The 15,515-nt window shown below is 39.7% G+C and carries 10 protein-coding genes; 5 read left to right on the forward strand and 5 right to left on the reverse strand.

Annotation, left to right across the window (positions count from 1 at the left end; genetic code table 11):
* On the reverse strand, positions 1-3,175 hold a 3,175-nt coding region (metH, locus tag ACYUCW_RS16790; RefSeq protein ID WP_460409091.1), incomplete at its 3' end, for a methionine synthase.
* A gap of 263 nt (positions 3,176-3,438) precedes the next feature.
* Between metH and iclR the strand changes: the two genes are divergently transcribed.
* The 3 genes from iclR (at position 3,439) to ACYUCW_RS16805 (ending at position 7,154) form a co-directional block, all read left to right on the forward strand.
* Entirely contained in the window at positions 3,439-4,275 is an 837-nt protein-coding gene (gene iclR / locus ACYUCW_RS16795) for a glyoxylate bypass operon transcriptional repressor IclR (RefSeq protein WP_004245921.1), read from the forward strand.
* 305 nt (positions 4,276-4,580) lie between these two features.
* A complete protein-coding gene (edd, locus tag ACYUCW_RS16800) occupies positions 4,581-6,437 on the forward strand; it encodes a phosphogluconate dehydratase (protein WP_049202975.1) in 1,857 nt (618 codons plus the stop codon).
* 75 nt (positions 6,438-6,512) lie between these two features.
* A complete protein-coding gene (locus ACYUCW_RS16805; RefSeq protein WP_004245923.1) occupies positions 6,513-7,154 on the forward strand; it encodes a bifunctional 4-hydroxy-2-oxoglutarate aldolase/2-dehydro-3-deoxy-phosphogluconate aldolase in 642 nt (213 codons plus the stop codon).
* A 72-nt stretch (positions 7,155-7,226) separates the two neighbouring features.
* On the opposite strand, the gene aceK is transcribed toward ACYUCW_RS16805, so the two are convergent.
* The 3 genes from aceK to aceB all read right to left on the reverse strand — a co-directional run bounded on the left by aceK (position 7,227) and on the right by aceB (position 11,992).
* On the reverse strand, positions 7,227-8,945 hold the full coding sequence (aceK, locus tag ACYUCW_RS16810; RefSeq protein WP_049202976.1) for a bifunctional isocitrate dehydrogenase kinase/phosphatase: 1,719 nt from the start codon (positions 8,943-8,945) through the stop codon (positions 7,227-7,229).
* Positions 8,946-9,016: 71 nt separating this feature from the next.
* Complete coding sequence (gene aceA, locus ACYUCW_RS16815) at positions 9,017-10,324, reverse strand: isocitrate lyase (RefSeq protein WP_004245925.1); 1,308 nt, start codon at positions 10,322-10,324, stop codon at positions 9,017-9,019.
* A gap of 75 nt (positions 10,325-10,399) precedes the next feature.
* Positions 10,400-11,992 carry a malate synthase A gene (aceB, locus tag ACYUCW_RS16820; protein WP_460409089.1) on the reverse strand — a complete coding sequence of 531 codons (1,593 nt, stop codon included), beginning with the start codon at positions 11,990-11,992 and terminating at the stop codon, positions 10,400-10,402.
* Positions 11,993-12,333: 341 nt separating this feature from the next.
* On the opposite strand from aceB, the gene metA reads away from it, so the two are divergent.
* Positions 12,334-13,263 carry a homoserine O-acetyltransferase MetA gene (gene metA, locus ACYUCW_RS16825; protein ID WP_004245927.1) on the forward strand — a complete coding sequence of 310 codons (930 nt, stop codon included), beginning with the start codon at positions 12,334-12,336 and terminating at the stop codon, positions 13,261-13,263.
* Positions 13,264-13,320: 57 nt separating this feature from the next.
* Here the strand turns inward: metA and ACYUCW_RS16830 are convergent, their stop codons facing one another.
* Positions 13,321-14,424 carry a glycerol dehydrogenase gene (locus tag ACYUCW_RS16830; RefSeq protein WP_004245929.1) on the reverse strand — a complete coding sequence of 368 codons (1,104 nt, stop codon included), beginning with the start codon at positions 14,422-14,424 and terminating at the stop codon, positions 13,321-13,323.
* A 359-nt stretch (positions 14,425-14,783) separates the two neighbouring features.
* Between ACYUCW_RS16830 and idi the strand changes: the two genes are divergently transcribed.
* Complete coding sequence (gene idi / locus ACYUCW_RS16835; RefSeq protein WP_004245930.1) at positions 14,784-15,329, forward strand: isopentenyl-diphosphate Delta-isomerase; 546 nt, start codon at positions 14,784-14,786, stop codon at positions 15,327-15,329.
* Positions 15,330-15,515: the final 186 nt, after the last annotated feature.

The raw sequence follows: 15,515 nt of genomic DNA on the forward strand, positions 1-15,515 counted from the left end.
CAAAAGCACCAAAATAGTCAGCAAGACCACTATCCACAGGGGCAATAAAGTCTGCTAAGCAATAGTTAGGGTACTCTTTTTTTTCTGTTTGTTGGCGTAAATGGCAACAACGTAATAACTCATGCTGTCGCGTTTCATCTTGGTAAATAATAATGTCATCACCAAGGCGATTAGCAGGGAATAAACCAACGATACCTTTCGGTGTCAGTAATTTTTCACGGCTGAGTTTATCCAACATGGCATTCGCATCTGCAAAAACGCGTCTTGCCTCTTCTCCGACAACCTCATCTTCTAATATACGTGGATATTTCCCCGCCAATGACCAAGTCATAAAGAAAGGCGTCCAGTCGATATACTCACGTAAAGTTTCAATATTGGCTGTAACTTGTTGTACCCCTAATTGGTTCGGCTTAGGTGGCGTATAGTGTTGCCAGTCAAGCTGCAATGCATTGGCACGAGCTGTCGCTAAGGAAACGGGAGGCGTACGCGGTTTTTTTCTCGCATACTGCTGACGTACCACTTCATATTCACGGCGTGTTTTAGCGACAAAATCAGCCTTTTGTGTGGCCGATAATAATGCAGCGACCACCCCGACCGTCCTTGACGCATTCTGCACATAAACGGTTGGGTGGCTGTAATTAGGCTCAATTTTTACTGCCGTGTGCGCTTTCGATGTTGTCGCACCACCAATCATTAAAGGAAGAGAAAAACCGCGTCTTTCCATCTCTTTAGCAACATTCACCATCTCATCCAGTGATGGAGTGATCAATCCAGACAATCCAATAATATCAACATTTTCGTCAATGGCTGTTTGCAAGATTTTATCGCAAGGTACCATGACCCCCAGATCGATAATTTCATAGTTATTACACTGCAACACCACTCCGACAATATTTTTGCCAATGTCGTGGACATCTCCCTTTACTGTCGCCAGTAACACTTTTCCTGCCGAGCTGCCTGCTTTTTTTGTCGCTTGAATATAAGGTTCAAGGTAAGCTACGGCCTGTTTCATCACCCGTGCCGATTTTACTACTTGGGGTAAAAACATTTTACCTTCACCAAACAGATCGCCCACTGTGTTCATGCCATTCATTAATGGCCCTTCTATCACTTCGATAGGACTCGAAGCTTGTTGGCGGCACGCTTCGGTATCTTCAATGATAAATTCGGTGATCCCTTTCACTAACGCGTACTCTAGGCGTTTTTCGACCTCCCATTGTCGCCATTGCGCAAGCGTAGAGTGCTGTTCCTCACTTTTAGTACCACGATAACGCTCTGCGAGTGCCAGTAAATTATCAGTACTCTCTGCATGGCGATTTAAAATAACATCCTCTACCGCATTACGTAGTTCATCCGGTAATGAGTCATAAATAGCGAGTTGCCCAGCATTGACAATCCCCATATCCATACCATTTTTTACAGCGTAATAGAGAAAAACGGAGTGGATCGCTTCCCGAACGGGATCATTGCCCCGAAAAGAGAATGACACATTAGAAACACCGCCAGAAATTAAAGCATAAGGCAGTTGAGATTTAATATCCGCACAAACTTCTATAAAATCAACTGCATAATTATTATGTTCAGCAATACCCGTTGCTACAGCAAAAATATTGGGATCAAAAATAATATCTTCTGGTGGAAATCCAGCTTTTTCAGTTAATAGATGATACGCACGCCGACAAATTTCTATTTTTCGCTCTCGAGTATCTGCTTGCCCTATTTCATCAAATGCCATCACAACAACCGCAGCACCATACTTACGAACTAATTTTGCATGCTCAATAAAAAGGGCTTCCCCCTCTTTCATCGAAATCGAATTGACTATTCCCTTACCCTGAATACATTTCAATCCTTCCTCAATGACTTGCCATTTTGACGAGTCAATCATAATCGGGACTTTGGCAATATCGGGTTCACCCGCAATAAGATTAAGAAAACGTGTCATTGCTTCTATCGCATCTAACATGCCTTCATCCATATTGATATCGATGATTTGAGCACCGTTTTCAACTTGCTGACGAGCAACATCAAGGGCTTCTTGGTAATTACCTTCTTTTATTAAACGTTTAAATTTAGCCGAACCTGTCACATTCGTTCGTTCCCCCACATTGACGAACAGCGAATTATCATCAATGACCAAAGGCTCAAGACCTGAGAGTCGACAGGCTTTTTTAATGACGGGTAATGTTCTAGGTGCTATGCCATCAACCGCTTGAGCAATAGCCTGAATATGGGCAGGGGTTGTGCCACAACAACCACCGACAATATTAAGAAACCCAGCTTGCGCCCACTCCTTGATTTGTTCCGCCATCTCATTGGCATCTAAATCATATCCGCCAAAGGCATTAGGTAAGCCAGCATTAGGGTGAGCACTGACATAAGTTTCTGATATTTGTGAGAGAGTTTGAATATATTGGCGTAATTCTTTTGGCCCTAGCGCACAATTTAAACCAAATGATAACGCGTCAGCATGACGTAGTGAGTGATAAAAGGCTTCTGTGGTTTGCCCTGTTAATGTTCTACCTGACGCATCAGTGATAGTCCCTGAGATCATCACCGGTAATTCAATATTAAGATTATCAAACTCACATTTAATCGCAAAAATAGCCGCTTTAGCATTTAGGGTGTCAAAAATGGTTTCCACCATAATTAAATCCACCCCTCCTTTAATGAGTCCGCAGATCGCCTCTCGATAAGCCATCACCAATGTATCAAATGAGATATTACGAAACGCGGGATCGTTAACATCCGGAGAAATGGATGCTGTTCTATTGGTTGGCCCTAATACCCCTGCAACATAACGTGGTTTATCTGGCGTTAATGCACTCCATTTATCAGCACAGGCTCTGGCAAGTTTAGCAGCCTCTTCATTCAATTCTGCACATAACCCTTCCATCTGATAATCAGCCATGGCAATAGAGGTTGCATTAAAGGTGTTTGTTTCGACGATATCTGCACCGGCTTCAAAATAAGCATTATGAATTTCAGTAATGATCTGCGGCTGCGTCAAGACTAAAAGGTCATTATTCCCTTTAACATCACATTGCCAATGGGCAAAACGTTCACCTCGGTAATCTTCTTCTGCCAGCTGATATTGCTGGATCATGGTTCCCATTGCGCCATCAAGGACTAAGATACGTTTGGCTAATGCTTGCGTAAGCTGCTGAGTTATCATGGTCACATTGCTTCCTCTACCAAAGAATATTGTGTTGTTGTTATTTTCGTTATATAGCAAGTTCGTTGTTTTTTTATCCTATCATATCTCTTTGCAAAGATTCCTAAGAGGAAGATGAGAGATTTTCACCTAACCATAATCCGATAACATCAATATTTGTTTTCATATGCTTTGTTTTGAAAAATATACAGATCAGAGGAGTTTTATTACGTTATATAGGTCATAATAGAGGATAATATGGACAGTATTTCTGGAGTGTAAGTATGACCGTCTCCCCTACCAATAAAAAAGCTCGTAAGCCAAAAACACCCGCAACTCAAAGTACTGCACAAGGTGGCCCCGTTCAGTCATTAAGCCGTGGCTTAACATTATTGGAATATATTTCCGAATCTCCAGGCGGTATTGCTTTAACTGATTTAGCTTTTCAAGCAGGACTACCTAATTCCACTACTCACCGCTTACTTACTACTTTGCAACAACATGGTTTTGTACGCCAAGTGGGTGATTTAGGTTTATGGGTAGTGGGCACTCATGCCTTTATTGTCGGTAGTAGCTTTCTGCAAACCCGTAACCTACTGGTTATGGTGCACCCTATATTGCGTCAATTAATGGAAGATTCAGGCGAAACCGTTAATTTGGCTATTCTTGATCAAGTTGAATTTGATGCGGTGATTGTCGACCAAGTACAATGTAATGCATTAATGAGAATGTCTGCCCCAATTGGCGGCAAGTTGCCAATGCATGCATCTGGTGCAGGTAAAGCATTTCTATCCACTTTACCGGAAAATAAGTTACTCCCCCTTTTACAGAAAAAAGGTCTGATGGCCTATACCCCTTATACCAAAACCTTACCTTCCGCATTAAAAGAGAATTTAGAACAAGCTCGTAAACAAGGCTTCTCTTTTGATGATGAAGAGCATGCATTAGGTTTACGTTGTATTGGCGCTTGTATCTATGATGAACACCACCAGCCTTTTGCCGCTATTTCACTCTCTGGCCCCGTATCTAGAATGACAGATTCACGCATTACGGAATTAGGTGCACTGGTGATAAAAGCGGCTAAGCAGATCAGCCGTGAATATGGTGGTGTAAAAAGTTAACCCAGCTAGGCCTTTCTATTTATTTATGTACAAATTAGGAAGGCTTCTCCTTAAATAAAACGATTCAGCTTATGCAAAAATCGTTTTTTTTCATTTTTAGCCGTTAAATATTAAAAAACTGTTACTTATCATCTTAAAAAATTGATATCGATCACAGATGTTGTTTAAGCTTGGTTTAAGAGTATTGCAACTGAGCTTGTTACCCGTAACAATGTTACCGGTAACAAGTTATTGCTAAGCGCTTATATTTTTTCTTATAGCAATAAGTAATGCCGTCACCCTGTGTGAATAAAGGAAGCACTATTATGAACCCGAAAAATCATGACCAGTTTCAGAACAACTTCGCCGCATTAAACGAAACCGTACAACAAGTGACTGAACGTATTGTTGCTCGCTCACAAATAACTCGTCGCGCTTATCTGAAAAAAATTGAAGCTGCTAAAAGCCAAACCGTACACCGTGCCCAGTTAGCTTGCGGTAATTTGGCTCATGGTTTTGCCGCCTGTCAAAGTGAAGATAAAAATTTACTTAAGAATATGGTTCATAATGATATCGCCATCATTACTGCGTATAACGATATGTTATCCGCTCATAAACCTTATGAAGATTATCCACAAAAAATTAAAGCGGCATTGCATACTGTTGGTGCTGTAGGTCAAGTCGCTGGTGGTGTGCCTGCGATGTGTGATGGTGTGACACAAGGGCAAGATGGAATGGAGCTATCACTGCTAAGTCGCGATGTTATTGCCATGTCTGCAGCTGTAGGGTTATCTCATAATATGTTTGATGGCGCCCTTTATTTAGGGATCTGCGATAAAATCGTTCCAGGGCTTACTATGGCAGCACTGTCATTCGGTCATCTGCCTGCAATTTTCGTCCCTGCAGGTCCAATGACCAGTGGTTTACCCAATAAAGAAAAGGTGCGTATTCGCCAACTGTATGCAGAAGGCAAGGTCGACCGTAATGCTTTATTAGAAGCAGAAGCGGCCTCTTACCATAGTATGGGAACTTGTACTTTTTATGGTACAGCAAACTCCAACCAAATGGTGATGGAGGCAATGGGCTTACATTTACCTGGCTCCTCTTTTGTTCACCCAGATACTCCATTACGTGAAGCATTAACAGAAGCGGCAGCAAAACAAATTGTACGCTTAACAGAAAACTCAGGAAATTATTTACCTATTGGTCAATTAGTTGACGAAAAGGTGATTGTTAACGGTATTATTGTGCTGTTAGCCACAGGTGGCTCAACAAATCTCACCATGCATTTAGTGGCAATGGCACGGGCGGCGGGCATTATGATTAATTGGGATGATTTTTCTCAATTATCACAAGTTGTGCCATTAATTGCTCGTATTTATCCTAATGGTCCGGCAGATATTAATCAATTCCAAGCGGCAGGTGGTCTTGCTCTTATTATTCGTGAATTACTGAAAAAAGGCTTAATTCATCGCGATGTCAATACGGTGGCAGGATTTGGTATTGAACGCTATACCTTAGAGCCGTGGCTAAATGAAGGTAAACTTGATTGGCGTGAAGGTGCAATACAATCTTTAGATAAAGATGTGATTGCCGATATCAATAAGCCATTCTCTTCACACGGCGGAACACAGGTGATGGAAGGTAATTTAGGTCGAGCAGTGATGAAAACGTCGGCGGTGCCTGATGAGAATAAAATTATTGAAGCACCTGCTGTTGTGTTTAATAGTCAACATGATATTGCCGCTAAATTTAGCGCCGGTGAATTGAATAAAGATTGTGTAGTCGTTGTGCGTTATCAAGGTCCCCAAGCCAATGGGATGCCAGAATTACATAAACTCATGCCTCCTTTAGGGGTATTGATGGATAAAGGCTATAAAGTGGCATTAGTCACAGATGGCCGTCTTTCTGGTGCATCAGGTAAAGTTCCTGCCGCTATTCATGTAACTCCAGAGGCAGTAAACGGTGGACTATTAGCAAAAGTACAAGATGGTGACATTATTCGTGTTAATGGCAAAACAGGTGAATTAACACTCTTAGTTGATGAACAAACCTTAGAAGCTCGCCAAACTGAAATACCTGATCTCAGCGCAAACAATAGCGGTTGCGGTCGTGAGTTGTTCGTTAATTTACGTCGCCATTTATCAGGTGCTGAACAAGGTGCTTGCTGTATTGATTTTTAATACATAAAGTTTTCATTGCCTAATGAGGAGCAAGCCTATTTATTTGCTCTTCATTGCTGATTAGGAAAGATAAAGATGAATCATTGGAATACAAGTGCAGAGTCTGTACTAAAATCAGGGCCCGTTGTTCCTGTTATTGTTATTAATCATATTGAAGAAGCTGTACCTGTCGCAAAAGCGTTAGTCGCCGGTGGCGTAAAAGTTTTAGAAGTGACACTACGTACAGACTGCGCTATTGAAGCTATTCGTCGCATTGCTAAAGAAGTACCAGAAGCCATTGTTGGTGCAGGGACAGTGATCAACCCTCAACAATTAGCCCAAGTCACAGAAGCGGGTGCGCAATTTGCCATTAGCCCAGGCTTAACCGATGCACTATTAAAAGCTGCGGTAGCAGGCTCTATTCCTCTTATTCCTGGTATCTCGACTGTTTCTGAATTAATGCTCGGTATGAGTTACGGTTTAAATGAATTTAAGTTTTTCCCAGCAGAAGCTAATGGTGGCGTTAAAGCATTAAAAGCAATTGCAGGACCATTCTCACAAGTACGTTTCTGCCCAACCGGCGGTATTTCGCCAGAAAACTACCGTAACTACCTTGCACTGGAAAGTGTACTTTGTATCGGTGGCTCTTGGTTAGTTCCAAGTGATGCAGTGAAAGCAGGGGATTATCAACGTATTACTGAGCTAGCAAAAGAAGCTGTTGCTGGCGCTCAACATTAATTTAATGCTTTAATTATTACCCAATAAAGATAGGTATATCATTCGATTATCTATCTTTATTACTCTTTTTTATTAACCGATATCGTTATCAATGAAACGTTTACTTTGTGGATAGGCGTAAACATCTTCAATATACCCTTGTTTAATTCTTTGCTGCTGTTGTTGCCAGTATTCAGGTGAAAGAAGATCACGATGTTGAGCTTCAAAATAATGACATACTTGCTTATCACAACATAAAAAGTAACGAAACTCTTCAGGAAAAACATCATTTTCAGCAACGCTATACCAAGGCTCACTGGCCAGTTCATCTTCAGGATAGCGGGCGGGAGGAATGGCACGGAAATTCATATCTGTCATATAACTTATTTCATCATAATCATAAAAAATAACTCGATGATGGCGTGTCACGCCAAAATTCTTAAATAACATATCACCAGGAAAAATATTTGCGGCAATCAACTCTTTAAGTGCTTGGCCATAATCTTCAACCACGGCTTTTAACTGTTTATCGTCACACTGCTCCATATAGATATTAAGTGGCGTCATACGGCGTTCCATATACAGATGGCTGATCAGTAACTTATCACCTAGATCTTCTAATTTGTTGGGGATCTCCTGTTCTAAGATCGCCATTAAGTCGTTACTAATCCGCTTTTTATCAATAACAAAGTTCTCAAACTCTTGCGTATCCGCCATTCTCCCAACACGATCATGTTCTTTCACCAAGCGATAGCACTCTTTGACACGCTCTGCGGTCATTGTTTTTTGTGGTGCAAACCTATCTTTGATCACTTTAAACACTCTATCGTAAGTAGGCAGTGTGAAAACGAGCATCACCATTCCTTTTACCCCAGGAGCTTCAATAAACTGTTCCGATGAAAAATTCATAAAAGCAAGGTATTCACGGTAATATTCAGTTTTGCCATGTTTCTGACAACCAATCGACATATAGAGCTCAGCAATAGACTTTTCAGGGAGAATATCCCGTAACCATGTTACTAATGCCGCAGGAAATGGCGCATAAACCATAAAATAAGAACGAGCAAAGCCAAATACAATACTGGCTTCATCTGTTGTCGTTAAACAGGTATCAATAACTAAGTGCTGTTCAATATTATGAATAGGTAATAACATGGGAATGAATTGATTATTTATCGCTATCTTACCAATCATCCATGCCGCTTTATTACGGTAAAATAGCTCATTAGCAATGTGAAATACCGCATTTTGTAATTCCTCATGGCTAAATTGCGCATAGAGCGTTTGGCAAATAAATTGAATATCTCGCGATTTATTTTGCCACGGTAAACGCAAAGGTAGGCGCGATAAAATATCTTGCAATAATGCGGGTAAATCACTTTGTATAACAAACGTTCTTGATAAAGGACGAGGGGCTTGCGTAAAACGATACGCAGGTTGTGATGAAAAAACGAATAAGTTTTTTTTATTAAGCTCTCGATGATGAAATAGACGACAATAGACTGAATTAAAAAAACTTTCAGCAATTTCAAAACGGGGATAGTTAGGTAATAATTGTGTGTATCGCTCTTTGACTTTTTGTAAGAAAACACTTTCTTTATCAATATCATGTCGGATACATCTAAGTTGTTCCACAACTAATCCAACATGATTATCGTATAAGCGGATGCGCTCTTTCATCGCCAATTGAATACCATGCCAATCTGCTTGCTCAAAACGATATTGAGCACCTGACGTTATCTCAAGAAAACGCCCATATTGTGCATCAAAGCCTTGTAAGATCGTTTGAGCGACTAAGTCTTCAGTTGTCATCAACTGACCTCATGAAAAAGAGGAGCATCCTGCTCCTGAATTATCACCACAAAAGTGCATCACAGTAAGGACTAGAATTGTTGCTCTTCAGTAGAGCCAGTTAATGCCGTAACAGATGACATACCACCTTGAATAATCGTCGTCACTTTATCAAAATAGCCGGTGCCCACTTCTTGTTGATGAGATGAGAAGGTGTAGCCTTTCGATAGTGCAGCAAATTCTTTTTCTTGTACCTTTTCAACATAGTGTTTCATACCTTCACCTTTAGCGTAATCATGCGCTAAATCGAACATATTGAACCACATACTATGAATACCCGCTAAAGTGATAAACTGGAATTTATACCCCATCGCAGAAAGCTCATCTTGGAAATGGGCGATCGTGCTATCGTCAAGATTCTTTTTCCAGTTAAAAGATGGAGAACAGTTATACGCTAACATTTTACCGGGATATTTATCATGGATCGCTTCGGCAAATTTAGCCGCCATTTTCAGATCAGGGGTGGAAGTCTCGCACCAAACCAAATCGGCATAAGGGGCATAAGCAAGCCCTCGACTAATGGCTTGATCAATTCCTGCATGAGTACAGAAAAAACCTTCAGCGGTACGCTCACCAGTTAAAAATGAACTATCGTAAGGATCGCAATCTGAAGTTAAGAGATCGGCCGCATCCGCATCAGTTCTGGCAACTAATAAGGTAGGAACATCAGAAACATCTGCCGCTAAACGTGCTGCCACCAGCTTTTGCACAGCCTCTTGCGTAGGTACTAAGACTTTTCCGCCCATATGACCGCATTTTTTCACTGCGGCTAACTGATCTTCAAAGTGAACGCCTGCTGCACCCGCCTCAATCATTGCTTTCATTAATTCAAATGCGTTAAGCACACCACCAAAACCCGCTTCCGCATCAGCAACAATAGGAAGGAAAAAATCAATATAATCTTTATGCTGAGGGCCGATACCATTTGACCACTGAATTTGATCAGCTCGTCTAAACGTATTATTAATACGCTGAACAACATTGGGTACAGAGTCCACCGGGTATAAAGATTGATCAGGGTACATACTGGCAGCAGTATTCGCATCAGCTGCCACTTGCCAACCAGATAGATAAATGGCTTCTAATCCCGCTTTAGCTTGCTGTAATGCTTGCCCTCCTGTTAAAGCACCTAATGCATTGACATATCCCTTCTTCGACTTACCATTTAATGATGACCAAAGCCGTTGCGCACCACGTCTTGCTAAGGTATGTTCAGGGTTAACGGAACCTCGTAATTTAATGACATCTTCTGCGCTATAAGGACGTTTGATCCCTTTCCAGCGAGGTTGTTCCCACTCTTTTTCTAATTGGGCAATCTGCTCTGATCTACTCATAGACATAAAATAACTCCTATAAATCTGGTAGTGATGATGTTTTATATTTGCAGTTTATAAATACGTTATGACGTATCTTTTTTAATTTAAAAGTTGATAACCCGGTAAAGTCAGAAAATCGACTAATTCATCTTGGGTAGTAATGTTATCCATTAAGGTTGCTGCTTCTTTAAAACGACCTTGCTCAAAGCGGGTATCACCCACTTCTTGGCGAATTACCTCCAGCTCTTCTTTCAACATGTTGCGAAAAAGCGCTTTTGTTACAATCTGTCCATCCGATAATGGTTTTTGATGACGGATCCATTGCCAAATAGAGGTTCGAGATATCTCTGCCGTGGCGGCATCTTCCATTAGCCCATAAATAGGTACACAACCATTACCTGAGATCCACGCTTCAATATATTGCACAGCAACGCGGATATTCGCTCTCATTCCTGTTGCGGTTCTTTCACCTTCACAAGGGGCCAATAACATTTCTGCGGTGATCTTTTCATTACGTTGTACATCAAGTTGGTTTGCTCGCTCTCCTAATACCGCATCAAACGCAGATAACACCGTTTCGGCTAATCCAGGGTGAGCTATCCAAGTACCATCATGGCCATTAGTTGCTTCAAGCTCTTTATCCTCAAATACCTTTTGTAAAATGACACCATTTTGCTCCGCAGAGCGACTGGGGATAAAAGCAGACATTCCTCCCATCGCAAATGCACCACGTTTATGACAAGTTTGAATAAGTAGTCGGGAATAAGCACTTAAGAAAGGTTGAGTCATAGTAATACCCTGTCTATCCGGTAACACGCGATCAGGGTAATTCTTCAACGTTTTGATATAGCTAAAGATATAATCCCAACGTCCACAATTAAGGCCCACAATATGCTCTTTCATATGGAATAAGATCTCTTCCATTTGAAATACCGCCGGTAAAGTTTCAATTAATACTGTGGCTTTAATAGTTCCGCTGGCTAAACCGAAGCGTTTTTCAGTGAAATGAAAAACATCACTCCACCATTTTGCCTCTTGCCAAGTTTGTAATTTAGGAATGTAAAAATAAGGCCCGCTGCCCTTTGCCTGTAATGCTTTATAGTTATGGTAAAAATATAAGGCAAAATCAAACAAGCACCCAGGAATAGGTTTTCCCTGCCATAGCACATGCTTCTCTGGCAAATGTAATCCCCTGACTCGAGCAATTAACACCGCAGGCGATGCTTTTAGTTGATAGCACTTGCCTTGCTCATTGGTATAGGAAATTGTTCCTTTGACAGCATCACGTAAATTAATTTGGCCATCAATAACCTTATCCCATGTCGGGGCAAGTGAATCCTCAAAATCTGCCATAAATACTTTTACATTAGCATTTAATGCATTGATCACCATTTTACGATCTACGGGGCCTGTAATTTCGACCCGACGATCTTGCAAGTCTTTAGGAATTGGATTCACTTTCCATTCTGAGTTTATAATGGAATCTGATTCTGAAATAAAATCAGGAAGTATTCCATTATCCACTTTTTGTTTCCAAATTTCTCTTTCTGCTAATAAGGTGTCACGACGTTCTGAAAACTGACTGACCAAATCAGTCAAAAATGACTCAACATCATGATTTAATATCTCTTTTTCAGCTATCCCAAAAGGTTTTGTGAAGCTTAATGCTTCTGTAGTTAATGATTGTAACATTCTGCATTCCCCTAAAATCTTTTACACACCTGATTAAGATTAATGCAGTTTTTACAAAAATCAAAAATGAATTCCATTTTTATTTAAACATTTTTTAACAATGTGATTACACCAATGTTTTTTGGCTGAATAAAAATGGCTATTTCAAAAATAACTCGAGGGATCTTGGTTTGTTGAATGATTAAACAAACTAAAATCATGCGAAGATCACATAAAGCTCGGCTTATAACATTTACTTATATGAATATTCTTCATATACAGCATCTACACCTCGACTTTTAGATCTGAATTGGCTAAATTCAGGCTTCTAGATGTCTAGATGTTTTTTAGAGGTTATTGAGATGCCGATCAGAGTACCAGACGAACTACCCGCAGTGAGTTGTTTACGCAATGAGAATGTCTTTGTCATGACATCAAGTAGAGCGAGTATTCAAGATATTCGTCCTTTAAAAGTACTGTTACTCAATCTGATGCCCAAAAAAATAGAAACAGAAAATCAATTTCTACGGTTGCTCTCTAATAGTCCATTACAAATTGATATCCAATTATTGCGTATTGATTCTCGTGTTCCCAAAAATACACCTGTTGAGCATCTTGATACTTTTTATTGTGATTTTGCCCAAATTAAAGAACAGAATTTTGATGGCTTGATTGTAACGGGAGCACCATTAGGTTTAGTTGAATTTGAAGATGTGGCTTATTGGGAGGAAATAAAAGAAATCATTACATGGGCAAAAGAGCATGTTACTTCAACACTTTTTATTTGCTGGGCCGCTCAAGCGGGCCTAAATATTTTATATGACTTACCTAAATATACCTTAAAACAAAAAATTTCTGGGGTATATCGTCATACAACATGTGATCCTTTCGCGTTATTGACTCGTGGGTTTGATGAAACATTCTTCGCCCCTCATTCACGTTATGCTGGTTTTCCTGTTGAGTTTATTCAACAAAATACAGATTTAGAAATATTAGCAACATCAGAGCAAGCAGGGGCTTACCTATTCGCATCTAAAGATAAACGTGTTGTCTTTGCCACAGGTCACCCAGAATACGATCCCAATACATTAGCTGACGAATATCATCGTGATGTTAAAGCTGGTTTAGCACCACAACTACCTGAAAATTATTTTCCCGATAATAATCCTAATAAAAAACCTCTTGTATCTTGGCGTAGTCATGGACATTTACTCTTTGCAAATTGGCTAAATTATTATGTTTATCAAATTACACCATTTGATCTGGCACAGATGAACCCAACTTTAGATTAAAATCAAACCCCAAATTCAATTTATTTGGGGTTTGATATTAAAAAAAAATACTTGAGATTATTTATAGCGATGCGCTAATGCATTCGCTGCAATCATTGCGTTGTAGACATCTTCTTCAGTCACTTTCATCGGCATATTGCCCATGGTATCACCTTCTGCACAAGCAATTTTCGCTACATTACGCCATTCACTTTCAATAAACTCTTTCATTCCCATATCTTCAAGCGTTAATGGCAATTCAGCCGCTTTGATAATACGAATAACTTCATCAATTTCTTCTTGTGGCGCATTTTCTAACACTAATTGTGTTAATAATCCAAATACCACTTTTTCACCATGTTGCACATGATGTAAGGAAGCAACTGCAGACATACCATTATTGACCGCATGAGCGGCTGCTAAACCACCTGCTTCAGCCCCCACACCACTTAAATAAATAGTCGCTTCAATAGTTTGCTCTAAAGCTTGTGTGGTAATTTTATGGCGCACAGCATCCATTGCTTTATCAATATTTTCACTCAATATTTCAAAACACAATTGTGCTAGACCTAAACCTGTACGTGATGGACGTTGATTAACTAAATTAAGTCCATCAGCTTGATAGCAAGCACGTGCTTCAAAATAAGTGGCTAAAGCATCACCGACACCTGCAGAGAAGAAGCGTTGTGGTGCAGAAGCAATAATCGCGGTATCCGCAATCACCATATCAGGGTTCTGAGGTAAGAATAAGTATTTATCAAATTCACCATTTTCTTTATAAAGAACAGAAAGTGCTGTACAAGGTGCATCTGTAGAAGCAATCGTTGGGAATAAAATAACAGGGAGGTGATGATAATAAGCAACCGCTTTAGATACGTCTAATGTTTTACCACCACCGATACCGATAATAACATTCGCTTTATTTTCAACAACAATCTTACCCAAGCGATCCACTTCAGCTTCTGTACATTCGTAATTAAATTTTTCAACGAAACCAGATAGCCCATTTTCTTTAATTGACGACAAAGCTTCTTTATTTACTTTTTCTAGGAAAAATTCATCGCTGATAATAAAAGCATTATCTCCGAAATCTTTCATATAATTACCAACAGAAGCAAGTAATTGACTACCAATAAAGAATTTTTTAGGGGATGTTACAGAGCGAGGTAATATAGAAGACATAACTAAATTCCTTTATTTAGATTTTGCTACAGTAAGTAGCAGAATTAACATTTATCTTACCCCTCATCAGAATTCGAATCTAGTAAACTCTGTAATAGATATTATCAATATATTCTATTTAGTTTAAAGAAAACAACATGTTAATAAAATAATAAATTTTATAGAATGGCAAGATAGCTTATCGTAAAGAAGATAATTTCCCTTAAAACTTCAATTAAACCTAGAAAACTAAACAACTATATTATGATGTTATCAGTAGCGTTACCCACTAATACCATTAAAGGAACAACACAATTAACCATTATTTGATATACATGCATGGTATATTCGCGTTATAACTTTCTTTTATTTTTACCAAGGTGATTTTTGTGAAAGACGCCGTGATCCTCGTTGATAAAAATGACAATGAGCTAGGAACCATGCCCAAGCTGGAGGCACATATTACTGGTGCCTTGCATAGAGCCTTTTCATTATTTATTTTCAATTCTAAGCAACAAATGCTGATCCAGCAACGAGCACTGACTAAATATCACTCTGGTGGTCTATGGGCGAATACTTGTTGTAGCCATCCTTTACCCAATGAACCTCTATCACAAGCAATACATCGGCGTTTAAATGAAGAATTAGGTATGCAGTGTGATATGCAACCTATTGGTACGATTTTATATAATGAGAAAGTCACGGATGATCTTATTGAGCATGAGTTTGATCATCTTTTTTTAGGCTTTAGTGATAAAACACCGCAGTGTCATCCCGATGAAGTTATGGATCATCGTTGGATTTCATTAAACGAGCTTTATCATGATGTAGAAAAACATCCTGAAAACTATAGTGCATGGTTCTGCCATATATTAATGGCTCTTGGTATAGAGCAGTTTACTCGATGGAGTAAAAATATTACTTAGTTGCTCTCTTATTGAAATTGATATTTAACTATAAAAAAGTGTTAGCATGACTCAAGGTAAAATACGATCTTCTAAATGCAAAAAAGCCAACCCAGTGGGTTGGCTTTCTCGTCTTATTTAATGCTTGGCAGTTCCCTACTCTCACATGGGGAGACCCCACACTACCATCGGCGCTACGGCGTTTCA

The organism is Proteus sp. MB838, from assembly GCF_054767435.1.